Origin of the sequence: Micromonospora sp. DT229 (assembly GCF_049844505.1) — a bacterium.
Classification (GTDB): Bacteria; Actinomycetota; Actinomycetes; order Mycobacteriales; family Micromonosporaceae; genus Micromonospora.
Map to the genome: position 1 here is coordinate 221734 of NZ_JBNCLD010000009.1, position 21307 is coordinate 243040.

Annotated in this window: 21 protein-coding genes and 1 tRNA gene; 13 read left to right on the plus strand and 9 right to left on the minus strand. The window is 71.0% G+C overall.

The genetic code is table 11. The features are described 5' to 3' along the window. Nucleotides 1-13 precede the first annotated feature (13 nt). Complete coding sequence (locus ACLQ2T_RS17185) at nt 14-1330, minus strand: D-arabinono-1,4-lactone oxidase (RefSeq protein WP_425767275.1); 1317 nt, start codon at nt 1328-1330, stop codon at nt 14-16. Between the two features lie 222 nt (nt 1331-1552). On the opposite strand from ACLQ2T_RS17185, the gene ACLQ2T_RS17190 reads away from it, so the two are divergent. Continuing rightward, a complete protein-coding gene (locus tag ACLQ2T_RS17190) occupies nt 1553-2197 on the plus strand; it encodes a TetR family transcriptional regulator (RefSeq protein ID WP_425767360.1) in 645 nt (214 codons plus the stop codon). A 67-nt stretch (nt 2198-2264) separates the two neighbouring features. On the opposite strand, the gene ACLQ2T_RS17195 is transcribed toward ACLQ2T_RS17190, so the two are convergent. After that, the gene (locus ACLQ2T_RS17195) at nt 2265-3473 is read right to left on the minus strand and encodes an amino acid deaminase/aldolase (protein WP_425767277.1); all 1209 of its coding nucleotides are present in this window, start codon (nt 3471-3473) and stop codon (nt 2265-2267) included. 313 nt (nt 3474-3786) lie between these two features. Here ACLQ2T_RS17195 and tmk point away from each other — a divergent pair, with 313 nt between their 5' ends. The 7 genes from tmk to ACLQ2T_RS17230 all read left to right on the plus strand — a co-directional run bounded on the left by tmk (nt 3787) and on the right by ACLQ2T_RS17230 (nt 10114). Further along, nucleotides 3787-5880 carry a dTMP kinase gene (gene tmk, locus ACLQ2T_RS17200; protein ID WP_425767362.1) on the plus strand — a complete coding sequence of 698 codons (2094 nt, stop codon included), beginning with the start codon at nt 3787-3789 and terminating at the stop codon, nt 5878-5880. Continuing rightward, nucleotides 5880-7100, plus strand: a complete 1221-nt coding sequence (locus ACLQ2T_RS17205; protein ID WP_425767279.1) for a DNA polymerase III subunit delta' — start codon at nt 5880-5882, stop codon at nt 7098-7100. The genes tmk and ACLQ2T_RS17205 overlap by 1 nt, the downstream gene beginning before the upstream one ends. Before the next feature lie 133 nt (nt 7101-7233). Then, nucleotides 7234-7563 carry a YbaB/EbfC family nucleoid-associated protein gene (locus tag ACLQ2T_RS17210; RefSeq protein WP_327023180.1) on the plus strand — a complete coding sequence of 110 codons (330 nt, stop codon included), beginning with the start codon at nt 7234-7236 and terminating at the stop codon, nt 7561-7563. Nucleotide 7564: 1 nt separating this feature from the next. Then, nucleotides 7565-7870, plus strand: a complete 306-nt coding sequence (locus ACLQ2T_RS17215) for a type VII secretion target (RefSeq protein ID WP_425767282.1) — start codon at nt 7565-7567, stop codon at nt 7868-7870. Continuing rightward, a complete protein-coding gene (locus tag ACLQ2T_RS17220; protein WP_425767284.1) occupies nt 7870-8571 on the plus strand; it encodes a hypothetical protein in 702 nt (233 codons plus the stop codon). Before ACLQ2T_RS17215 ends, ACLQ2T_RS17220 begins: the two co-directional genes overlap by 1 nt. 127 nt (nt 8572-8698) lie before the next feature. After that, the gene (locus tag ACLQ2T_RS17225; RefSeq protein ID WP_425767286.1) at nt 8699-9565 is read left to right on the plus strand and encodes a PSP1 domain-containing protein; all 867 of its coding nucleotides are present in this window, start codon (nt 8699-8701) and stop codon (nt 9563-9565) included. Between the two features lie 108 nt (nt 9566-9673). Next, nucleotides 9674-10114 carry a hypothetical protein gene (locus ACLQ2T_RS17230; protein WP_425767288.1) on the plus strand — a complete coding sequence of 147 codons (441 nt, stop codon included), beginning with the start codon at nt 9674-9676 and terminating at the stop codon, nt 10112-10114. 12 nt (nt 10115-10126) lie between these two features. Here the strand turns inward: ACLQ2T_RS17230 and ACLQ2T_RS17235 are convergent, their stop codons facing one another. After that, nucleotides 10127-11944, minus strand: a complete 1818-nt coding sequence (locus ACLQ2T_RS17235; protein ID WP_425767290.1) for a metallophosphoesterase family protein — start codon at nt 11942-11944, stop codon at nt 10127-10129. A gap of 125 nt (nt 11945-12069) precedes the next feature. Between ACLQ2T_RS17235 and ACLQ2T_RS17240 the strand changes: the two genes are divergently transcribed. Further along, a tRNA-Thr gene (locus tag ACLQ2T_RS17240) sits at nt 12070-12143 on the plus strand. 17 nt (nt 12144-12160) lie between these two features. On the opposite strand, the gene ACLQ2T_RS17245 is transcribed toward ACLQ2T_RS17240, so the two are convergent. The 4 genes from ACLQ2T_RS17245 to ACLQ2T_RS17260 form a co-directional block, all read right to left on the minus strand. Beyond that, complete coding sequence (locus ACLQ2T_RS17245) at nt 12161-12841, minus strand: hypothetical protein (RefSeq protein WP_425767292.1); 681 nt, start codon at nt 12839-12841, stop codon at nt 12161-12163. Beyond that, nucleotides 12834-13874, minus strand: coding sequence for a hypothetical protein (locus ACLQ2T_RS17250; protein WP_425767294.1), 1041 nt, complete (start codon nt 13872-13874; stop codon nt 12834-12836). Before ACLQ2T_RS17250 ends, ACLQ2T_RS17245 begins: the two co-directional genes overlap by 8 nt. A 212-nt stretch (nt 13875-14086) precedes the next feature. Next, the gene (locus tag ACLQ2T_RS17255) at nt 14087-14833 is read right to left on the minus strand and encodes an ABC transporter ATP-binding protein (protein ID WP_425767296.1); all 747 of its coding nucleotides are present in this window, start codon (nt 14831-14833) and stop codon (nt 14087-14089) included. 79 nt (nt 14834-14912) lie between these two features. Beyond that, nucleotides 14913-15254 (minus strand): hypothetical protein, encoded by a 342-nt coding sequence (locus tag ACLQ2T_RS17260; RefSeq protein ID WP_425767298.1) that lies wholly within the window; start codon nt 15252-15254, stop codon nt 14913-14915. 412 nt (nt 15255-15666) lie between these two features. On the opposite strand from ACLQ2T_RS17260, the gene ACLQ2T_RS17265 reads away from it, so the two are divergent. From ACLQ2T_RS17265 to ACLQ2T_RS17275, 3 genes are read left to right on the plus strand one after another with little or no spacing between them, the layout of a single operon-like run. Continuing rightward, nucleotides 15667-16170, plus strand: coding sequence for a DUF2231 domain-containing protein (locus ACLQ2T_RS17265; protein WP_425767300.1), 504 nt, complete (start codon nt 15667-15669; stop codon nt 16168-16170). Continuing rightward, nucleotides 16167-16688, plus strand: a complete 522-nt coding sequence (locus ACLQ2T_RS17270) for an Hsp20/alpha crystallin family protein (RefSeq protein ID WP_425767302.1) — start codon at nt 16167-16169, stop codon at nt 16686-16688. Before ACLQ2T_RS17265 ends, ACLQ2T_RS17270 begins: the two co-directional genes overlap by 4 nt. An 8-nt stretch (nt 16689-16696) precedes the next feature. Continuing rightward, nucleotides 16697-17803 (plus strand): glycosyltransferase family 9 protein, encoded by a 1107-nt coding sequence (locus ACLQ2T_RS17275; RefSeq protein ID WP_425767304.1) that lies wholly within the window; start codon nt 16697-16699, stop codon nt 17801-17803. 45 nt (nt 17804-17848) lie between these two features. On the opposite strand, the gene ACLQ2T_RS17280 is transcribed toward ACLQ2T_RS17275, so the two are convergent. Beyond that, nucleotides 17849-18718 carry a glycosyltransferase family 2 protein gene (locus ACLQ2T_RS17280; RefSeq protein WP_425767306.1) on the minus strand — a complete coding sequence of 290 codons (870 nt, stop codon included), beginning with the start codon at nt 18716-18718 and terminating at the stop codon, nt 17849-17851. Next, nucleotides 18715-20604 (minus strand): D-glycero-beta-D-manno-heptose 1-phosphate adenylyltransferase, encoded by a 1890-nt coding sequence (rfaE2, locus tag ACLQ2T_RS17285; RefSeq protein WP_425767308.1) that lies wholly within the window; start codon nt 20602-20604, stop codon nt 18715-18717. The genes ACLQ2T_RS17280 and rfaE2 overlap by 4 nt, the downstream gene beginning before the upstream one ends. A 139-nt stretch (nt 20605-20743) precedes the next feature. Between rfaE2 and ACLQ2T_RS17290 the strand changes: the two genes are divergently transcribed. After that, nucleotides 20744-21292: a type 1 glutamine amidotransferase domain-containing protein gene (locus ACLQ2T_RS17290; protein WP_425767310.1), complete on the plus strand. Its 549-nt coding sequence runs from the start codon at nt 20744-20746 to the stop codon at nt 21290-21292. The last annotated feature ends 15 nt before the right edge of the window (nt 21293-21307 follow it).

Sequence of the window (21307 nt, forward strand, 5' to 3'; positions counted from 1 at the left end):
ATTCACATTGGCTTCAGCCGAGGAGCGTGGACAGGTACGGGGTGGTGAAGAGGTGGTGGGGGTCGAGGTGGGTGCGGATGCGCTGGAAGTCCTGCCAGCGGGGGTAGGCCTCGGCCAGTGAGTCGGCCTCGCGCCAGTGGAGTTTGCCCCAGTGCGGGCGGCCGCCCAGCTCCGTCGCCACCTGCTCGAAGGCGCGGAAGTACGGCTCGTAGGGCATACCGAGGTACTGGTGCAGGGCCACGTACGCCGATTCCCGGCCGTACGAGTGGGACAGCCAGATGTCGTCGGCGGCGGTGAAGCGCACCTCGACCGGGAAGAGCACCCGGAACGGCAGCCGGTCGATGATCCGGCGGAGGGCGTGCAGCGCCTCGGGCAGGGCGTCGCGGGGTAGCGCGTACTCCATCTCCACGAAGCGGACCCGGCGGGGGCTGCAGAAGACCGCGTCGGAGCGGCCGGTGTAGACGCGTTCGCTGAGTGCCCGGGCGGAGAGGGCGCTGATCGTCGGGGCCAGGGCCGGTACCGCGCGGCCCAGCCGGCAGGCCCCGGCGAAGACCGTGTTGGCCAGGAAGTCGTCGTCCAGCCAGCCGCGCCAGCGAGGCAGGGGCCGGTCGTCGGCGGGTACCCGGTCGTTGACCTTGAGTTGCACCCGGCGGCTGTACGGGAACCAGAAGAACTCGACGTGGTCGTGGGTGCCGACCAGGTCGGGCAGGTCGGTCAGCACGGTGTCCAGGGCGGCCGGGCGTTCGTGTGCCCGCAGTACGAAGGCGTCCACACAGCGCAGGGTCACCTCGACCAGTACCCCGAGGGCGCCGAGGGAGATCCGGGCCGCGTCGAACACCTCGGGGTGCTCCTCGGCGGAGCAGTGCAGGACCTCGCCGGTGCCGGTGACCAGGGTCAGGGCCGCCACGAAGGTGGCCAGTCCGCCGTATGCCGCACCGGTGCCGTGGGTGCCGGTGGAGATCGCCCCGGCCACCGTCTGGGCGTCGATGTCCCCGAGATTGGGCAGCGCCAACTGATGGTCGGCGAGTAGCGAGTTGAGCTGCCGCAGGGTCATCCCGGCCGGTACGGTGACGAGGCGCCGATCGATGTCCACACGTACGTCGATGGCGAGTTCGGCCAGGTCCATCCGGCTGCCGTCGCCGACCGCGACGGGGGTGAAGGAGTGGCCGCTGCCGACCGGGCGAATCCGGGCACCGGCCTCGGCGGCGGAGCGGACCTGCTCGACAACCTCGGCGACAGTGGTGGGGCGCAGGACGGCGGCTGTCGCGCTGTGCTGATTTCCCGCCCAGTTTGACCAGGTGGTGGCGTCGGCGGCGCTGCTTCGGGGCATCGGCGCTCCTTCAGATGAATATGAATGGCGTTCATATCAGGAACGTTGTTCCTGGTAAACACCGCAATCGAGATTCGCTCGTTGTACCGGTAGTCACGAACTGGTGACGTGTAGATATGTTCATCCGTCGAGAGGGGGTGGCGAGTGTCCACTTCAGCCGCCACGACCGGGCCACTGCGCCGGGTTCCGGTGCAGGGTCGTAGTGTCGCGCGGGTCCAGCGGATGCTGGACGCCTGCGCCGAACTCGTCGACGAAGTGGGGTACGAGGGGCTGACCACGACCCTGCTCGCCGAGCGGGCAGAGGTGGCGATCGGGTCGGTCTATCAGTTCTTCCCGGACAAGCGGGCGATCGTGCAGGCGCTGACCCTGCGCACGATGGAGGCGTACCTCCAGCGGCTCGACGAGCGCTTCGCCTCGGACGATCTGACCTACTGGTGGGACGGGGTCGACGCGAGCATCGATGAGTACATCACGATGCACCGCACCGTCCCCGGCTTCCGTACCCTGCACTTCGGCGACGTGGTCGACCTGCATCTGCTCGATGAGCAGCGGGACAACAACGGGGTGATCGCCGACCAGTTGGCCCGGGTGCTCACCGAGCGCTTCGGCCTCGCCGACGTGCCCGAGCTGCGTTTCCATCTGGAAATCGCGGTGGAAGTGGCCGACGCGCTGATCAAGCTCGCCTTCCGGCGCAGGTCCGACGGCGACGATCGGGTCCTGGTCGAGGCCAAGGCGCTCATCCGCGACTACCTGCACCGTCAGGTGGACGCCCGGGGCGACACCGGGCACCGGCCGGTCGTGCAGCCCGCGAAGCCGGCCGACGACCAGATCGTCGACTCCGCGGAGACGACGGCGCAGCCCGTCTGAGCTTCGCCACCCGGCACGGCCCGCGCAGGCCCCGGCAGCCCGGCTGACCGAGCCCGACACCGCCGGATCACAGGAAGGCGTGGCCCTCGCCCCGGTAGGTCGGCACGGTGGCCACCACCTGGTCCCCCTCCACCAGGTGCAGTTCGTTCACCCTCTCGCACAGCTCACCGGACTTCGCATGGCGGAACCAGACCCGGTCGCCGAGGCGCAGCCGGTCGGCCGTGTCACCGGCCACCGGGGTCTGCACCTCACCGGCCCCCTCGGTGCCGACCAGCGTGAGTCCGGTGGGCAGCCAGGGTCGGGGTAGTCGGCTGCGGCTGGCCGAGCCGGAGGCTATCCAGCCGCCGCCGAGCACGGTGGCCAGCCCGGGTGCCGGCCGACGGACCACCGCGCAGGCGAAGAAGGCCGCCGGGGTGGGACGCCAGGCCCGATAGCCGTCGAACAGTGTCGGCCCGTACAGCCCCGATCCCGCGGTGACCTCGGTGACCGTGGGATCGGCGCTGGTCGCGGCCACACTGCCGGTGCCGCCGCCGTTGACGAACTCCAGGTCGGCGTGGTCGCGCACGGCGGCCACCGCCGCGGCCCGGCGCGCCAGCAGCTCGCGGTACGACCCGCGCTGGGCCAGCCGGATCACCGGGCCGAGCGCCGCCTGCCCGGGTGGCGCGTCGCCGACCCCGGCGATCTGTGCCTCGTACGACATCAGGCCGACCAGCCGGAAGCCGGGCCGGGCGGCGATCGTGGCGGCCAACCGGCCGGCGGCCTGGGCGCTGTGCACCGGTGAGCGGCGTACCCCGACGTGCACCCGGCCGCCCAGCAGCCGCCACGAGGCGTCCAGATCAAGGCAGACCCGCAGCTCGGGCCGGCTCCCCGGGGGCCGCACCGCGTCGTGGAAATCCAGCTGGTCGGGGTCGTCGACCATCAGGGTGATGGCGGCGGCGAGGGCCGGATCGGCCGCGAGTTCGGCGAGCGCCCCCCGGTCGACCGTGGGGTACGCCACCAGCGCGTCGGCCGTGATCCCGGTACGCACCAGCCAGATCGCCTCGGGCAGGGTGAACGCCATCACTCCCTGCCAGCCGGCCCGGCCCAGCGCCCGGGCGATCAGTTCCCGGCTGCGCAGGGACTTGCTGGCGACCCGCAACGGCTTGCCGCCGGCCCGGGCGATCAGGGCGGCGGAGTTCGTATCGAAGGCGGCCAGGTCGACCACCGCGTACGGAGGATCGAGGTGCCGGGTCGCCCGGTCCAGTCGGTGGCGCAGATTCTCGCTGTCGGTGGCCACGTGTGCACGCTAACTGTGAAACGGTGAATGCGAAACACCCTCGCGTACAGCCTGCTCAACACCGGTCGGCAACTGCGGCCTAGGCTCGGCAGGCAAGGTGAGGCGTGACGGGGGTGGCCCCCCGCAGGTCTAGAGTGTTCCACCGGGGGTGCCCAGCGATGGGCCGGCACGTGGAGGTACGGCCATCGAAAGCCAATTCAACGGCGAGTCGTCCGGCGTGTCGCCGTCCGCGGAGCAACCCGCCGGTCAGAGCCGATCCGGCGGTACGACCGGCCAGGCCGATCTGACCGGTTATCCCGCCATCCGCTCCGTACTGCGCATCCGGCCCTTCCGCCGGCTCTGGATCGTGCTCGGCGCGGCCTCCTTCGGCGACTGGCTCGGCCTGCTCGCCACAAGCGTCTTCGCCGCCGCCCAGGTGGAGGGGAGCACCGCCAAAGGCGCGGCCTTCGGTGGCGTGATCGCCATCCGACTGCTGCCCGCGCTGCTGCTCGGCCCGATCGCCGGGGTGTTCGCCGACCGGTTCGACCGGCGGTGGACCATGGTCATCTGCGACCTGCTGCGGTTCGTGCTGTTCGCCTCCATCCCGCTGTACGCCCTGACCGGCGCCAGTGGTGCTCGGGTGGTCACCTGGGCGGCCATCGCCACCTTCCTGATCGAGACGGTCACCCTGCTCTGGATCCCGGCCAAGGAAGCGGCCGTACCCAACCTCATCCCGCGTGCCCGGCTGGAGACCGCCAACCAGCTGACCCTGATCACCACGTACGGCCTGACGCCGATCTTCGCCGCGATCGTGCTCTCCTCCCTCGACGCCATCGTCCGGGGTGCCACCGGCGGCGAGATGCCCTCCTGGGCCGAGCCGGCCCAGTTGGCGCTCTGGTTCAACTCCCTCTCCCGACTGGCCACCGCCGTGGTCGTCGCCTACGGCATCAAGGAGATCAGCCAGGGGCAGCGCCAGCGGCAGGAGCAGTCCGAGCAGAGCATGCTGCGCCAGTTCAACGAGGGCTGGCGGTACATCGGGAAAACCCCCCTGGTCCGTGGCCTGGTGCTGGGCATCTTCGGTGCCTTCGCCGGGGGCGGCATCGTGATCGGCACCGCCCGGTTCTTCGCCAACTCCCTCGGTGCCGGTGACGCCGCCTTCTTCCTGCTCTTCGGAGCGATCTTCCTGGGCCTGGCGATCGGCATCGGGCTGGGCCCGACGATCGTGCGGGACATGTCCCGGCGTCGCTGGTTCGGCATGAGCATCGTGCTGGCCAGCGCCTCGGTGATGACCCTGGCCTTCGCCTTCCACCTGTCCATGGCCCTGGTCGGCGCGGTCCTGGTCGGCGCCGGTGCCGGAATGGCCTTCCTCTCCGGCACCACCCTGCTCGGCGGCGAGGTCGCCGACGAGGTACGCGGTCGGGTCTTCGCCGTGGTGCAGATCGGCACCCGGCTGGTGCTGATCCTGGCGATCGCGCTGGGCAGCCTGCTCGCCGGTGTCGGTGGCTCCCGTCAGCTGGTGATCGCCGACCTGGGCATCTCGATCTCCGCCACCCGCCTGCTGCTGCTGGCCGCCGGGGCGGCCGGGATCTTCGCCGGGATCAGTGCCTTCGGCCAGATGGACGACAAGAAGGGCGTCCCGGTCCTGGCCGACCTGTGGGGATCGATCCGGGGCCGTCCGCTGATGCCGGCGGAGCCCTTCGTCTCGGCCGGGCTGTTCGTGGTCTTCGAGGGCGGCGAGGGCGCCGGCAAGTCGACCCAGTTGGCCCAGCTGGCCGAGCGGCTGCGGGCCGAGGGGCGGGACGTGGTGGTCACCCGGGAACCGGGCGCCACCGCGGTAGGCACCCGGATCCGGTCCCTGGTGCTGGACAACGGCGTCGACGACGAGGCACCCTCGCCGCGCGCCGAGGCCCTGCTCTACGCCGCCGACCGGGCGCATCACGTGGCCACCGTGGTCCGGCCGGCCCTGTCCCGGGGCGCCGTCGTGATCAGTGACCGGTATGTCGACTCCTCCCTGGCGTACCAGGGTGCCGGGCGTACCCTGCCGGTCGACGAACTCTCCTGGCTCTCCTCCTGGGCCACCGGTGGGCTCAAGCCCGACCTGGTGGTGCTGCTGGACATCGACCCCCGCACCGGGCTGTCCCGGGTGGCCGAGCGCAGCCAGACGGTCGACCGGCTGGAGGCCGAGTCGCTGGCCTTCCACGAGCGGGTCCGGTACGCCTTCCTGGACCTGGCCGCCGCCGACCCCAAGCGCTACCTTGTGCTCGACGCCGGGCACCCGGCCGAGCAGATCTCCGAGCGGGTCGCCGATCGGGTGGCGGAACTGCTCGCCTCCGATGACCTGGACCACCCGGGGCCGGCCAGCGGCCCGGACACCTCGGTGCAGCCCGAGTTATCCCCAACGGAGCTGGTGACCACGGAGCGGACCTGATGCCGGACGCCTTCGCCGACCTGGTCGGGCAGGACGAGGCGGTGGACACGTTACGCCGGGCTGCCGCCGCCGCAGCCGAGGTGCTGCGCGCCCCCCGGGGCGATCAGGAGCCGGCGGTCGGCGGGCCCGATCCCGGCGCCGGCATGACCCACGCCTGGATCTTCACCGGCCCACCCGGCTCCGGTCGGTCGGTCGCGGCGCGGGCCTTCGCCGCCGCCCTGCAGTGCGAGCAGGGCACCGGCTGCGGGCACTGCCCCGGGTGTCACACCACCCTGGCCGGCACCCACGCCGACGTGCGACTGGTGGTGCCCGACGGGCTCTCCATCGGGGTCGGCGAGATGCGGGCGCTGGTGCTGCGCGCCTCCAGCACCCCCTCCGGTGGCCGGTGGCAGGTCGTGATCATCGAGGATGCCGACCGGTTGACCGAGGCGGCCGGCAACGCACTGCTCAAGGCGGTGGAGGAACCGCCGCCCCGGACGGTCTTCCTGCTCTGCACCCCCTCCACCCACCCGGACGACATCTCGGTGACCATCCGGTCCCGCTGTCGGGTCGTACCCCTGGTGCAGCCGGCAGCGGAGGCGGTGGCCGAGGTGCTGGTGCGTCGGGACGGGATCGCGCCCGAGGTGGCCCGGTGGGCGGCGGCGGCCACCCAGGGGCATGTCGGTAGGGCCCGGCGACTGGCCGGTGACCCTCAGGCCCGGGCTCGGCGGGAGGCGGTGCTCGCGGTACCCCGCCGACTGACCAGCGTGGGTGCGGCCTTCGACGCGGCCTCCGCGCTGATCGAGGCGGCCGAGGCCGAAGCCGAGGCGGCGGTAGCGGAGGTCGACGCCACGGAGCGGGCCGCGCTGGAGACGGCCCTGGGGGCGGGTGGTACCGGCCGGGGTGCGGCCGGCGCGGCCCGGGGTTCCGCCGGGCAGCTCAAGGACCTGGAACGGCGGCAGAAGTCACGGGCCACCCGGGCCCAGCGGGACGCGCTGGACCGGGCGCTTGTCGACCTGGCCGCGTTCTACCGGGACGCCCTGACCATGGCGCTGGGGGCACCGGTGGCGCCGGTGCACACCGACACGGTCGAGTTGGCTGATGCCGGCGCGCGTACCTGGCAGGCGGAAGGGGCGCTGCGCCGGCTGGAAGCCGTACTGGCGTGCCGCACCGCGATCGAGGCGAACGTCAAGCCCCGGATCGCCGTCGAGGCCATGATGCTCTCCCTCTGGAAGGGCTGACACCCGGCCAGGTCCTGTCGGCCGGACCGTTATCCACAGGCATCGACACGCCCAATTGACGTGCGGTACGGTCCGGTGTGCCGTGGTGACGGCGGCGGCACCCAGAGTGAGACAGTCGGGGAGGAGTCCGCTGATGCCGCGGGGCGAGATCGACGAGGCGTGGATCGAGGAGGCGGTGCGGCGCTACCGCCGGATCGAGTCCCTCCAGGCCGAGTTCGACCGGGCCGTGGCGACGGTCGAGGTCACCGTCCGGTCACCGGACGGCCTGGTCGAGGTGGTGGTGACCGCCAGCGGCCGGATCACGGACGTACGCTTCCTCGGCCCCCTGCACCACCGGGCCCCCCGGGATGTGGCCGCTTCGGTGCGGGCGGCGGTCACGGCCGCGGCCGACGCCGCCCAGTGGGCCCGGGAGAAACTGCACAACGAGACCTTCACCGCCTACCGGCCGCTCGCGGGGGCCTGAGATGGACAACCTCCGCGCCCTGGCCGCCCGGCTGGACGAGGCGAGTGCCAGCCTGACCGCCCTCTCCCGGTCGATCACCGCCGCCGATCCCACGCAGGTGGTCTTCGGCGCCGACGCCCCCGGTCGGCCGGGTGAGATCGGGCGCGCCCTGCACCGGCAGTGGGCGGCCGCGACCGGCGACCGGGCCCGGGAGGCCCGGGCCGCCGCCGCGAAGTTGGCCGACACGGCGGACGCCCTGCGTCAGGCCGCCAACCGCTACGCCGAGACCGACTCCCTGGTCGCCCGCCGAGTGGTCCGGGAGGGGTGATGGACGCCCTGGACCGGCTCGCCGAGCCCGGCCTGGACCTGCTGCGCCGGGTGGACACCCTGCTGGCCGCCGGTGCCCCCGAGGGACACCGACTCTGGCCGCTGCTGCGGCGGATGCAGGTGTTGCCGGGTGAAGCCCTGCGCAGCTTCCTCGGCCTTCGACCCGCCCCGCTGGCCGGTGCCGGTCACGCGGTGCGCCGACACATCCACGGGTACGACCATGCCTGTGCCGCCCTCACCGATCCGCCGCTCTGGTCCGGGTCGGCCGCTGCGGCGTACGGTCAGTCCCGGGCGATGCTGCTGCGTCATCTCGACGAGGGTCCGGAGAGCCTGGTCGGGCGGTTGGAGGCGACCGCCGGCTACGCCGACGCCCTGGCCGACTGGGTGGAGGGCAGCCGTCTCGCGGTCGCCCGCACCCTGGCCGAGGTGATCGGTTCCGCCGAGGCGGTGGCGGTCCTGACGGCCACCTCACCGGGGCGGGTCCCCTCCCACTCTGGACCCTTGTCCCCGGGGGAGGCCGCTGCCGCCGAGATCGCCGCCCGGGTGCTGGCCGTGCTCTGCGTGGCCTACGACGGTGCGGAGACCCTGCTGCGGCAGTGGGCGCCGAGCCTGGCCGAATCACCCTGGCGGCCGGAGAGCGCCCGGTTCCGCCCGGACAACGGCCCTGCCCCCGGCGCCCGATCGACCCGTATCGGCTGGTGAGGCGGGCTGGAGGCCGACCGGCTGGTGGTGCCGACCGCCGGGTACCGCCTCGACTGTCGCCTCCCTTGCGGCTGGTGCCGACCCGCGTAGGCAGCAGGAGCACGCTGTGACGTCGTAGGGTTACAGCATGGGCATGCTCTGTGCGGTCAGCTTCCAGCGCTACGGCCGCCTCTACTACCTCGATCCGGGTGACCTGCGCCCCCAGGTCGGTGACAAGGTGCTGGTGCCCACGGACGACGGTCCCGAGGTCGCGGAGTGTGTCTGGGCCGCGCAGTGGGTCACCGAGGACACTGACGGCTTCCCCAAGCTCGCCGGGCTGGCGCAGGAGGAGGACCTGCGGCGCGACGAGGACCTGCGGCGCCGTAAGGCCGAGGCGAAGGTGGCGGCCAAGCGGCTGATCCGCGCCCACGGGCTGCCGATGAAGGTGGTGGCGATCGACCACGTCTTCAGCAAGGGCGACGATGGCGGAGAGCGCAGCACCATCTACTTCACCGCCCCGCACCGGGTGGATTTCCGCTCCCTGGTACGCGACCTCGGGGCGACCCTGCACTGTCGGGTGGAGTTGCGCCAACTCTCCGCCCGCGACTCGGCCCGGGTACAGGGCGGCATCGGCTCCTGCGGTCGGGACCTCTGCTGCGCCACCTTCCTCAACGACTTCGAGCCGGTGACCATCCGGATGGCCAAGGACCAGGACCTGCCACTGAACCCGTTGCGCATCTCCGGTGCCTGCGGGCGTCTGATGTGCTGCCTCAAGTACGAGCATCCGCTGTACGCCGCGAGCGGCACGTACCCCGCGAGCGGGCAGCGCGTCGAGACCCCCTCCGGACCGGGCAAGGTCGTGTCCCGGCATCCGCCGAGCGAGACCGTCACCGTCCGGCAGCTCAGTGACGGGGCGGTCAAACGCTGCTCGCTGGCCGAGGTCTGCCGCCCCCGCATCGCGTACGACGAAAGGCCCTCCGCCGCAGAGCCGGGCCTGTCGCCGCAGGGGGAGTGACCGGCCCGGAGGCTCTCCGAGCTGCTTTAGGGTGATTTATCGCCCTGGATTCCCGGCCTGCCCGTACCCTGCGATCTTGGGCTTGTTCGGGTTTCCTACCCTGCCCGCATGGCATATCAGCCGGCCGCGCCGCCGCCGAAGAAGTCCAAGCGGGTTCTGTTCATCGTGTTGGGTGTGGTGCTCGCACTCTGTTGCTCTGGTGGGGCGCTCGGCGCCTTCCTGATCTACCGGGTGGCGATGGACGCCACCGGGCCGGTTCGTTCCACAGTGAACACGTTCGCCGGTGCCTTGGTGGAACGCGACTATCCGACCGCCTATCAGCAGCTCTGCATCCGAATCCGGGATCGGGTCAGCGAGGCGGACTTCACGCAGCAGCAGGCCACGGAGCCGGACCTGACCGGACACAAGATCACCGGGCTGAGCGTCTCCAACCAGAACGGTCTGGTCACCGGCAGCGCGACCGTCCGATACACCCCGGCCGAGGGCGGCGCCACCAGCCGGGTCTACCCCCTGATCAAGGAGGAGGGCAACTGGCGGATCTGCGAGTGAGTGTGGAGGCCGTCAGGTCAGGTGGACTGGCGGTTCGGCCAGGCGGGGTTTGAGGTCGGTGGTGGGGGCCAACCAGGAGGCCTCCGTGGACTGGTCGGGGTTGACCCGCCACCGGCGGGCCACCCGGTCGACCACGACGGGGTAGAGGGTCAGGGCGCCGTCCGGGTCGATGCGCATCCGGACGAAGCCCTTGGCATCCTCGATGCCCTGCCCGGCGAACAACTCGTTGACGTTCACCCCGAACCCGCTGGCGATCAGCAGGTACAGGGCCACCAGTTGACTGGCCACCAGACCGATCACCGGCAGGTAGAGCACCGCCGCCGCAGCCGCCGGCAACGGCCAGGACCAGTCGTGGAAGGGCAGGGCCAACCAGGCCCAGGTACCCGCCGCCCCCAGCCCGACATGGGCCAGCCCGTGCGCGACACCGAGGATCCAGTGCCGCAGATTTCGTTTGCCGGTGGTGCTGGGTGGCTTGGCGAACAGGGCCGCCGCCAGCACGGTCACCAGCACCATCAGCACCAGGGGCACGCTGAACAGCCGCTGCTCGGAGGCCAGGACCCGGAAGTCGGTCACCCCGGCCATGGAGAGCATCAGCAGGGTCTGTAGGACCCCGAGCAGGGTGGCGAAGCCCGGGTTGCGGCGGGGCAACCGACCGAAGATCCCCCAGCCGTAGCGCCGGGAGCGGGCCGCGTCGGGGTAACGGGCGGCCAGGGCGTACGACCGGGAGGGGCTGGACCGCCGGGCCAGGGTGTCGCGCGGCGGCACCTCGATCTGCTCGGGCAGCTTGTGGGTGGGGTAGAGGTACGCGCCCCCGCTGCCGCAGGTGATCAGCTGACGGTCGTCCGGGCCGGTGTACCGGGCGTAATGGTGCAGGTCACCGGAGATCAACACCCGGACCCGAGCCCCGGTGGGCGCGATGATGGTCCGGATGAAGTAGTCGATCGAGTCGTACGCCGACGGGTTGTCCACCGCCTTGACCCAGGCCGGAGCCGGCACCGCCAGGATCACCCTGCTCTGCGGGCCCAGCTTCGCGGCGACCGCGTCGAAGTAGGTCAGCTGCGGATCGTCGACATACGAACCGGACTGGTCGTCCAGGCCGAGCAGCCACCAGTCCGCGGGCAGTTCGGCGGCAAAATAGGACCGGGACTGCCCGGTACGCCAGCCGCCGAAATGCCGGTCCCGGGTGCGGACGAACAGCCGCAGAAAGGCGGTCAGTCCGTCGTACCAGTCATGGTTGCCGGGCACCGCGAAGACCGTCGGCTGCTCCGGCGGGGTGGCCGGCAGCGCGGCCTGGTACGGCCCCTTGCACCGATCCTCGTACGCCTCGTAGGCGGCCGAGGGGTACACCTGGTCACCGCCCATCACCAGGGTCTGCGCCCGGGGCAGCCGGTGCCCGTCCACCGTCAACTCCGGCTGGGCGAGCAGGTAGGCGACCGAGTAGGTGGCGTTGAACCCGTCACCCAGGTCGGCCACATAATCCAGCCAGAGCCCGCCGTCCGGCCCCACCTGCTTGGCGATCTCCGAGTCCAGGGCCTTCTGCAACTCCCGTTTGTCCAGGTACGCCCCGAACAACATCGCCAGCAGGGTACGCAGACCGGTGCTGATCAGCAGCAGCGGCGCGAGCCACGGCACCGGCTTGCGCGGGGTGAAACCCAACTCCAGCGGATCGGTGCTACGCGGCCGCCGCGCCGCCCGCCCACCGGCCGCCTCCTCGGCGTACGGCCCTAGGGGAGCGGCCCGGCCGGTGGCTGCCGGATCGTCCGGGGGTGTTGGGGTGCCCTCCGGAGGGCTGTCGACCGGCTCGTCGCGAGGGGTGTGATCGTCGGCCATCCATCGCAGCGTAGCGGGCGAGGTGTCGGCCCTGCCGTGCCGGAAGGGCCGGGCTGTCCGGTATGCCGACTCGGCCAATCCCGCTCCGCCGGTCGTCGGCGCGTGCCGTACACTAGGCCATCGTTGCCGCCTTAGCTCAGTCGGCTAGAGCGACGCACTCGTAATGCGTAGGTCGACGGTTCGATTCCGTCAGGCGGCTCGGTGAAGAAGCCCAGGTCAACGACCTGGGCTTCGCCGTTTCCCGAGGGTTGCCCCTCGTTGGCGGGCGCGCTGCAGGACTGCGAGCAGGGATCTGCGGCGCCAGGCGGTCAGCCAGTAGGCGCCGAGTCCCACGAGTAGGCATCCGAGGGAGAGCCCGTAGGCGGCCCAGGTCCCCGTCGGCTCGGTGATGTCCCACCACTCGTTCTGGTCGCCTGGGGCGAGATAGATCAGCATCGTCCCGGCGGTCAACGGCAGAACCCAGGCCAGTCGCCATCCGGCCACCCGGCCCGACAGCAGCGCCAGGCCGAACCACGTAGGCAGCGAGCGGATCATCGGGAAGAGTTGACTGGCGGTTAGCGCCACGGCGGCCAGGCCGACGAACACCATTGCGCCCAGACCGGAAGTTGCTGCCAGGTACAGATTCTCCATCCGGCGTAGCCGGGCGGTGGTGACGACTTCCAGGTCACGCAGACTGCTGTACAGTCCGAGCACCGGTATGACCGCCGCACCCATCGACAACGGCTTCCACAGCGGCATGAGCGTCTCGCCGGTGGGTGTCGATGACGGAACGTACATTTCGTCGGCGCCGATCCAGGCGGTCGTGAGCCCGAGGGCGGCGGCGAGCAGGAGCGCGGCAAGTCCATGTCGGGCGGCGGCGAATCGGATTGTGGGCCGGAAGCGCTGCAGATCAGCCACAGTACGCGTGCCGGATTCGGATGATCTCGGTCGTCACCCAGGTCTGTTGTTCCTGGGGGGATCGCTCCGTGTATACCTGGGCGGCCAGCGCCCATGCCGCGTGCAATTGTTCCGGGGCACCGAAGGTGGTGTAGTCCGGTGCTGCCGTCTCGGTCAGGTGGAGCTCCATCCACCGTCGCAGTGCATCCGGCGTGTGTTCGTTCTTCTCGCTCATGGCATCCCAGTCGCACCCTTCGAACGTCGTCGAGGTGATCGCCGTTGACATGCCGACCGCCAGTGCGGATGCCCGACCTTCAGAGATATCAAGATCACCGATCTGTTGCCGCCCGGCTGGCGTGTCGATGACCTGGGTGCCGTACTCGTGCAGCCGGGCCGGAAGCACGAATCCGTCCGGCAGCCCTTCGGCACGGGCCACCATGTCTTTGATCATGGGCGCGAACTTCTCATGTTCCGGCCAGAGGCAGACGACGATCCGATCTGGCAGACAGAGTGCCTGCTGTGGCGGCGGTCGGTCGACGATGCCCTTCTGCCCGAGGATGGAAACGACCACCAGCGCAAGCGCGACACCGGGCAGCAGTTGCACCCTGGGCCTGGTCGGCGACACCTCGAAGGTTTTCGGCGTAGCCACGACGACGACCAGGAGCAGGGCCACCGCAGCGGCGCGCAACAGCATGACGACCATATCCGGGGTACGCCACGGCGGCCCGCTGCTGGCGATGAACTCGGCGCGGTCGCTCACGTAGGCGAGGAAGAGAAACCAGGTCAACAGCGCGACCAGGGCGGAGAAGACCGGGCTCAGGTGCCGTCCGGTCAACCATCCCCAGGTGGTGGCGAGGACCATCACCAGGACGCCCATCAGCATGTAGCCCAGCCAGAGGTGCTGGCCCGGCGCGGAGATGGTGGCCAGGCTGATCACGTACGTCACGGCCGCAGTCGACAGGTAGGGAACGAGGAGCAGAAGGTGCGTCACCAGGAACCGCACGGCCTCCTGGTAGCGCGCGGAGACGCGCATCGCAGCGGTCTGTTCCTCCATCCGATGCCGTCGGGCGCTACCCGATGTCCAGGCCGCCGCGCCAGCGGCCCCCACGCTGAGGAAGAACGCCGGGGTCTGGGCGGCGATGCCCGCCTCCGGCCAGATGCCCGTCCAGTCTCCGGGTACGGAGAGCAGCAGCGCCGCACCGCCCAGACACATGAGCGGGGTGGCCCAACGCAGCGGTGACGTACGAATGTGTAGCCAAAAGACGTTCACCGCGATGGTTCCTGTTCTGGCACCAGGTGCAGGTAGGCGCGCTCGAGACTGGTGTGCCCGGGCAGGTTGTCCCGGCCTGATCTGGAAAGCTCCGCCGTGCTGCCGTCGAATCTGATCTGCCCGTTGGAAATGACCAGGACTCGGTCGCAGGTGGAGTCGATATCGCTGATGATGTGCGTGCTCAGCACTACGACGGAGTCGCTGAGATCCGTCAGGATTCTGCGGAACTGGATTCGCTGCCGTGGGTCGAGTCCAGCGGTCGGCTCGTCCAGCAGAATCACTGCTGGCCGCCCCACGACGGCCCAGGCAATCCCGGCGCGCTGACGCATTCCGCCGGAAAGCTTCTTCAGCTTGACTTTCGCCCGATCCAGCAGGTCAACGGCGGACAATGCCTCCTTTGCCCCGGCATCCCACTGCTCGGCCGGCAAGCCGCGAAGCCACGCCGCATAACGCACGAAGTCGCCCACCCGCATTTCTGGGTCGTATCCGAAGCTCTGGGGAAGATAGCCGATGTGGCGTCGCGCTGATCTGGCGGACCGTTCGTCGTTGACCTGGACGCCATTGACGTGGAGGGTGCCCGAGTCCGGCGGCATGATTGTCGCCATGGTGCGCAGCAGAGTGGTCTTGCCCGCACCATTCGGCCCAAGCAGCCCCGTGATTCCGGGCTTCAACCGGGCCGATACCTCGCGCAACGCGACGACATCGCCGTAGCGCTGGGAAATCTCCACCAACTCCAGCGTCATCCGATAGCCCTTCAACTTGATGCCTTGGCGGACGACGAGTGGCGGGACCCGAAGACCGACCCCCGCCAACGTCCGTAGGTCAGGGCCGGAACCAGGTAGTCAGGGTGCGCAGGGACCCCGTGAAGCAGTCCTCGCCATCCACGCTCTGACCATCGCCCTTCTGGCGGTACCTGGTCAGCGTTTTGTCTCCGGAGTTGTTGCAGTCCGCATCGGTCCTGAAGTTGCCCGTCTTCTTGGCACCACCGCTCACGCACTCCTGGTTCCAGTCGCGAGTCCAACCGATGCCGTAGCAGCCCTCGACCGTGTTGCCGGTGAACGAAGCCTGAGCCGACGCGGCGACGGTAAAGACGGATGCCGAGGCCAGCATTGCGACGGTACCTGCTTTGGCCATCAGGACGAGGTTTCGACGTGCCTTACCCATGCTTATCCTCCCGTGTTCCCATCGATCAACTCGATGGCAGCCGGACACTAACACCCGGAACCGCAATTTTCTCCCCATTGATCCACAGCAAGCCGGTCATCGCCGGCGAGCGATCGAGCACGGCCGCTACGCCCGGGTCAGAGTCGTCACTTGGCCAATTAGGTCGCGTTACGCCAGCAGCCGGGTATAGGTGTCGCCGTTACGCAGATGGGCCGAGAGCGAGCAGCGCCTGCCGGCCGAGCCCAGAATCCCGCCACCGTCACTGCCCACCCGTCGCAGGCGTTGACCATGACGACGGCACCGCCGCAGTAGGTGCGGCGGGCCCGTCGTCATGTTTGTCCCCAAGTGACCGGGGTACCGCCCACCAACGCGGCGACAGCACGCCGGTCAGAGACCGCAGTGGAGGCCGGAGATGGAAAGCCGACTCAAGGTTCTGGGTCACCCCGTCCATCCCATGCTGGTGATGTTCCCGGTCGCCCTGCTGGTCACGGCGGTGCTGTTCGACATCGTCGACACCGTCGGCGGGCCGGATCTTCTCGGCGAGGTGGCGTACTGGAACATCACGGTCGGTCTGATCGGTGGCCTGCTGGCCGCGGCGGCGGGCCTGTTCGACCTGCTGGCCATCCCGACCGGTACGCGGGCCAAGCGGGTGGCCCTCACCCACGCCGCCGCCAACGTGGCGGTGATCCTGCTCTTCGCCGCGGTCTGGGTGGTACGCCTCAACGCCGACTCGCGGGCCGCCGGTGGCGCACTGATCGCCATCGAGGTGGTGGCGCTCGGCATCCTCGGCATCAGTGCCTGGCTCGGTGGGGAACTGGTCGACCGGCTAGGGGTCGGGGTGGACCGGGACGCCCACCTCGACGCGCCGAGTTCGCTGCGGGCGTCCAGCAGTCAACGGATGGGAGAGGCGCGATGACCGGACCGGGACGGAGTTGGCGGGGTGGGCAGCAGGGCTGGGATCCCCTGGGCGAGTTGCAGTCCCTGCGTACGGAGTTGAGTCGGCTGGTCGGGGGCCGACCGGGGCCGCCGGAGGTGGAGTTGGGGGAGACCCCGGACGGCTGGGAGGTGGTCGTCCGGCTGCCCGGTGTCGCTCCCGAGGAGGTCGCCGTGGAGGTGGACGACCGGGAGCTGTGCGTACGCGCCCGGACCGAGGCCGAGGTCAACGCCGATCACGGGATCTCCGGTGGCTTCGAGACCCGGGGCTTCGACTATCGGGTGCAGTTGCCGGCCCGGGTGGACCCGGACGCGATCGACGCGGTGATGGATCACGGGCTGCTCCGGGTGCGGTTGCCCCGACCCAGCCGCCCCAGCCCTCGTACGATCACGGTCGGCCGCACCGGGCCGCGTTCCAGCAGCCCGTCCAGCGGCATCGACCCGGCCGCCGACCGGGAGCTGCACCATCCGGACGTCGCCAGCGGCGAAGCCGACCGGTAGCCCGGACCGTGGTGGCCCCGGCCCTGATCACACCGGCCACCGGGTGGGTACCCGAGGTGGCCCGGATCGCCGTGCTGCGGGCCAACGCCCTGGGTGACTTCATCTTCGTCCTGCCGGCGTTGGCGGCCCTGCGGTCGGCGTACCCGCAGGCGGAGATCGTGCTGCTCGGTGCGCCGTGGCACGCGCAGCTCTGGCGCGACCGGCCCGGCCCGGTGGATCGGGTGCTGGTGGTGCCGCCCGCGCCGGGGATCCGGACGGCGGTCCCCGGCGAGGCCGAGGCCGGCATGGTCGATTTCCTGGCCGCCGCCCGGACCCAGCGTTTCGACCTGGCGCTGCAACTGCACGGCGGTGGTGCCAACTCCAACCCCCTGGTGGCCGCCCTCGGTGCCCGGGTCAGCGCCGGTCTGCGGGCCGAGGACGCCCCACCGCTGGACCGCTGGCTGCGCTACGACTACTACCAGCCCGAGGTGATCCGCTACCTGGAGGCGGTGGCGCTGGTCGGTGCCCCGGCGACCACCATCGTCCCGTCCCTGACGGTCACCGAGGCCGACCGGGCCGAGGCCCGGTCGGTGCTCGGGGAGGCGGACCGTCCCCGGGTGGTGTTGCATCCGGGGGCCACGGACACCCGCCGCCGCTGGCCCGCCGAGCGGTTCGCCGAGATCGGCCGGACCCTGCACCAGGACGGGTACGAGGTGCTGGTCACCGGCACCCCGGCCGAACAGGAGGTGGTCGACCAGGTGGTCGCGGCGGCCCGGGTGCCCCTGCGCCCCCAGGTCGGCACCCTGAGCCTGGGCGGGTTGGCCGGCTGCTACGCCGACTGCGAGCTGGTGGTCTCCAACGACACCGGCCCGCTGCACCTGGCCGCCGCCGTGGGCACCCCCACGGTCGGCATCTTCTGGGTAGGCAACCTGATCACCACGGCCACCCCGCTGCGTGCCCGGCACCGGCCGATCACCTCGTGGACGGTGCACTGCCCGGTCTGCGGGGTGGACTGCACCCCGGGCATCTACCCCCACCGCCCGGGCGATGGGGAGTGCCCGCACCGGGACTCCTTCGTCACCGACGTGCCGACGGTCGAGGTCCTGGAAGCCGCCCGGGAACTGCTCTTCCGGTAAGGAAGGGCCCCTTCTTAACGTCTGCGGTAGAGCAGGGGTCCCCGCTTAACACCCCGGCTCCTCGGCCAGGACGAACTCCCAGGCCTCCACGTCGCGGTCGGTGACCGTGGTCGGGGATTCGAGGTGGTAGGCCCCGCTGGGCAGGACCCCGGCGCCGCCGTGGCGCGCCAGCACGGCCAGTTGGGCGGCGACGTCCTCGCCCTGGTGACGCGGGGGCACCCGGCGCCAGAAGTCGAAACCGCCGGAGTCGACCAGCTTGGCCCGGTCGTACAGCACGCAGCCGCCGATCCAGGAGATCCGGTACGCCCGCCAACTGCCCGGCGGCAGCGCCAACGCCTCGGTCACATGCAGCAGGTTCGCGGCCGAATGGATCTGCGCCCGGTCCCACTCCGGGGAGTCCGGCCCGATGCGTTCCGGCACCGGTCGGTCGCTCCACTCCTGATAGAGCCGGTGGGTCTGCGGCCGTACGTCGTGCAGGTAGGACAGTCCGTGCACCCCGTTGCCGACGAACCCGCAGCCCAACTCCTCGATGGCGGTGACCAGCCGGTGCAGGGCGCCCGGCTCCAACCAGACGTCGTCGTCCAGGCAGAGCACGTACCGGGCAGCGGAGGCGGCGAGCAGGAAGGCGCGGTGTTCGGCCAGGCCCCGGCGGGGCAGTCGGCGGGTCAGCAGCACCGGATGACCCCGGTACCGCAGGGCCCGGACCATGGTGGCCGCCGCCGGATGGGCGTACCCGGGCTGGTCGTCGGACTGGTCGCTGACCACCACCCCGAACCCCGGCACCCCCTGCTGGGCGGCCAGCCCGGAGAGGGTGACGGCCAGCTCGGTGGGCCGGTCCTTCGTCGGGATCAGCACGTCCAGCAGCCGATCGGCCCGGAAGTCGGCCGGGGCGCCGAGGTCCAGCGGTCGGTTCACGGTGCCTTACCGGTCATCGGCGGCGCGGTCGCACCGGTAGCCGGCAGGTTCTCCTGGGCCGCCGCCCCGAGGGCCTCCTCCGAAGCCGCGTCGAGGTCGGGCCCCGCCGGCAGGCCGCCGACCGCCACCTCGGAGGACCCCTCCTGGCCGTACGCCCGGATCCGGTCGATGATCGCGGAGGTGGACCGGTCCGGTACGTAGCCCAGGGTGCGGACCTGTCCGCCCAGCCGCTGCACCAGCGGTGCCTCCGGGACCAACTCGGGCGGGTAGTCGCCGCCCTTGACGTAGACGTCCGGCCGGATGGCCTCGATCAGTGCGGTCGGGGAGTCCTCCTCGAAGACCACCACATGGTCCACACAGGACAGCGCGGCCAGCAGGGCGGTGCGGTCCTCCACCGGGTTCACCGGACGGTCGGGCCCCTTGAGTCGGCGTACGCTGCCGTCGGAGTTGACCGCGACGACCAGCAGGTCACCGAGCGCCTTGGCCTGTTCCAGGTAGCGCACATGTCCCCGGTGCAGCACGTCGAAGCAGCCGTTGGTGAAGACGACCGATCGGCCGGCGCGGCGGTGCTCGGCGACGACGGTGTCCAGTCCTTCGGTGCCGAGCAGCACCTGCCGCCCGGTCCCGTCGAGGGCCGGTTGGCCGAGGACGGTCAGCAGATCCTCGCGGCGACACACGCAGGTGCCGGTGCCCGAAACCGTGCTGGTGGCGGCGAGTTGGGCCAGTTGGGCGGCGGTGGACAGCGGGGCCTCGGCGGCCAGCGCGAGGGTCATGGCCGCCAGGTACGCGTCCCCGGCCCCGACCGTGTGGCTGGCCGGTACGGGTGTGCTGTGGCTGCGGCTGGGTTGCCCGTCGGCACCCCCGACCACCGCCCCCTCGGTGTCCAGGGTCACCGCGACCACGGCCGCGCCGGTGTGCGCCCGCAGTTCGGCCAGCCGGGACTCGGCCAGTACCGCCCGGTCCACCCCGGCTCCCACGTCGGCGTTCACGGTCACCCCGGTGCCGGTGACGCTGAGCCCGTCATGGGTCATCGCCACCCGGCCCTCCCCCGGGGTGGGCTCACCGGTCGGCCCGTCGGTACGCCGCGAGCCCGTTCCGCCCGGCGAGGTGCCTACGGTCAGTTCGGAGGGACCGTCGTTCGAGTCCACCTCCGGATGCTCCAGTTGCAGCTCACCGGCGCCACGGGCGCCCGCCTCGCCGCCGGCGCGGGCGAGCAGTCGGGTGGCCTCCGCGAAGCTCGGGGTCACCACGGTCGGGGCCAGGCCACGCCAGTCGGCCAGGTCGTGCGCGTCGAGGGCGACCGTGGCGTACCGGTCCCGGTGGGCTACCAGCCAGGTGCGTACCCGGGCGGGCAGGGCACCCAGACCGTAGTCGCAGACCACCAGGGTGGGCGCCTCACCATCGGCGGCGGCCTGCAACTCCCGGGTCGCGCAGTCCAGGGCGGTGAGCAACTGGTGCACCCCATCGTCGCTGAGGGGGTCGTCCGGATCACCGGAGTCTTCGCGCAGCAGGATCTGGTCGCCGGCCAGCATCCGGCGTTTGACCGGGGTGTGCCGGCCGGGCTGGCTGACCGTACGGTCCCAGACACCGGCCCGGTCCAGGCAGTCGTGCAGTTCGTCGCCGGCCACATCGGCGCCGACGGGTGCCACCAGCACGGACCGGCCGCCCAGGGCGGCGATGTTGACTGCGGTGTTGGCCGCCCCACCTGCTGCGGAGATACGGCGACGCAGGGTGAGGACGGGTGCCGGAGCCTCTCGGCACAGCCGGTCCGAGTCGGCGAACCGCCATTCGTCGAGCATGGCGTCCCCGAGTACCAGGACCGGGCGCCCGAGCCAGCTCTGCACCACCTCGGCGAGCCGGAGCTGTTCCGCTGCTGCTCGTGCCATGCCGGCGGATCCCCCTGCCCGGCCGGGTCAAACCTGTCGGGTGGGCCGGGCGGGGGTGCGGCAGGGACCACCTCGGCGGCGCGTTTCGGTGCGCCCGGGTCGGGAACGGATTCTGTGAACCCCGGAGAGGAGAAGCGATATGGCAGTCACATTGCAGGGCAAGCGAGTCGCCTTCCTGGCCACCGACGGCGTGGAGGAGGTCGAGTACGTCCAGCCGCGCCAGGCCGTCGAGCAGGCCGGTGCCACCGCCGAACTGGTGTCGCTCAAGCCCGGGAAGATCACCAGCTTCCAACACCTGGACCCCTCGCAGACGTACGAGGTCGATGTGAGCGCCGCGGAAGCGGACCCCGGCCGGTACGACGCGCTGGTGCTGCCCGGCGGGGTGGCCAACCCGGACCTCCTGCGTACCGATCCGGACGCGGTGCGGTTCGTCCGGTCGTTCTTCGAGGCGGGTAAGCCGGTGGGGGTGATCTGCCACGGTCCGTGGACCCTGGTCGAGGCCGACGTGGTGCGAGGTCGTCGGCTGACCAGTTGGCCCAGCCTGCGTACCGATCTGGTGAACGCCGGGGCGGACTGGGTCGACGAGGAGGTCGTCACCGACAACGGGCTGGTCAGCAGCCGTAAGCCCGACGATCTGCCGGCCTTCTGCGCCAAGATCGTCGAGGAGTTCGCCGAAGGCCGGCACTGACCGCCGGGCGAACGC

Excerpts from the sequence above, each read along its gene's own strand:
- ACLQ2T_RS17255 (WP_425767296.1), bottom strand. The coding sequence starts at position 14,833 with ATGACGCTGGAGTTGGTGGAGATTTCCCAGCGCTACGGCGATGTCGTC.
- ACLQ2T_RS17230 (WP_425767288.1), top strand. The coding sequence starts at position 9,674 with ATGGCATATCAGCCGGCCGCGCCGCCGCCGAAGAAGTCCAAGCGGGTT.
- ACLQ2T_RS17270 (WP_425767302.1), top strand. The coding sequence starts at position 16,167 with ATGACCGGACCGGGACGGAGTTGGCGGGGTGGGCAGCAGGGCTGGGAT.
- ACLQ2T_RS17210 (WP_327023180.1), top strand. The coding sequence starts at position 7,234 with ATGCCGCGGGGCGAGATCGACGAGGCGTGGATCGAGGAGGCGGTGCGG.
- ACLQ2T_RS17265 (WP_425767300.1), top strand. The coding sequence starts at position 15,667 with ATGGAAAGCCGACTCAAGGTTCTGGGTCACCCCGTCCATCCCATGCTG.
- ACLQ2T_RS17260 (WP_425767298.1), bottom strand. The coding sequence starts at position 15,254 with ATGGGTAAGGCACGTCGAAACCTCGTCCTGATGGCCAAAGCAGGTACC.
- ACLQ2T_RS17220 (WP_425767284.1), top strand. The coding sequence starts at position 7,870 with ATGGACGCCCTGGACCGGCTCGCCGAGCCCGGCCTGGACCTGCTGCGC.
- ACLQ2T_RS17205 (WP_425767279.1), top strand. The coding sequence starts at position 5,880 with ATGCCGGACGCCTTCGCCGACCTGGTCGGGCAGGACGAGGCGGTGGAC.
- ACLQ2T_RS17235 (WP_425767290.1), bottom strand. The coding sequence starts at position 11,944 with ATGGCCGACGATCACACCCCTCGCGACGAGCCGGTCGACAGCCCTCCG.
- rfaE2 (WP_425767308.1), bottom strand. The coding sequence starts at position 20,604 with ATGGCACGAGCAGCAGCGGAACAGCTCCGGCTCGCCGAGGTGGTGCAG.
- ACLQ2T_RS17185 (WP_425767275.1), bottom strand. The coding sequence starts at position 1,330 with ATGCCCCGAAGCAGCGCCGCCGACGCCACCACCTGGTCAAACTGGGCG.
- ACLQ2T_RS17190 (WP_425767360.1), top strand. The coding sequence starts at position 1,553 with ATGCTGGACGCCTGCGCCGAACTCGTCGACGAAGTGGGGTACGAGGGG.
- ACLQ2T_RS17250 (WP_425767294.1), bottom strand. The coding sequence starts at position 13,874 with ATGGAGGAACAGACCGCTGCGATGCGCGTCTCCGCGCGCTACCAGGAG.
- ACLQ2T_RS17225 (WP_425767286.1), top strand. The coding sequence starts at position 8,699 with ATGGGCATGCTCTGTGCGGTCAGCTTCCAGCGCTACGGCCGCCTCTAC.
- ACLQ2T_RS17290 (WP_425767310.1), top strand. The coding sequence starts at position 20,744 with ATGGCAGTCACATTGCAGGGCAAGCGAGTCGCCTTCCTGGCCACCGAC.
- ACLQ2T_RS17215 (WP_425767282.1), top strand. The coding sequence starts at position 7,565 with ATGGACAACCTCCGCGCCCTGGCCGCCCGGCTGGACGAGGCGAGTGCC.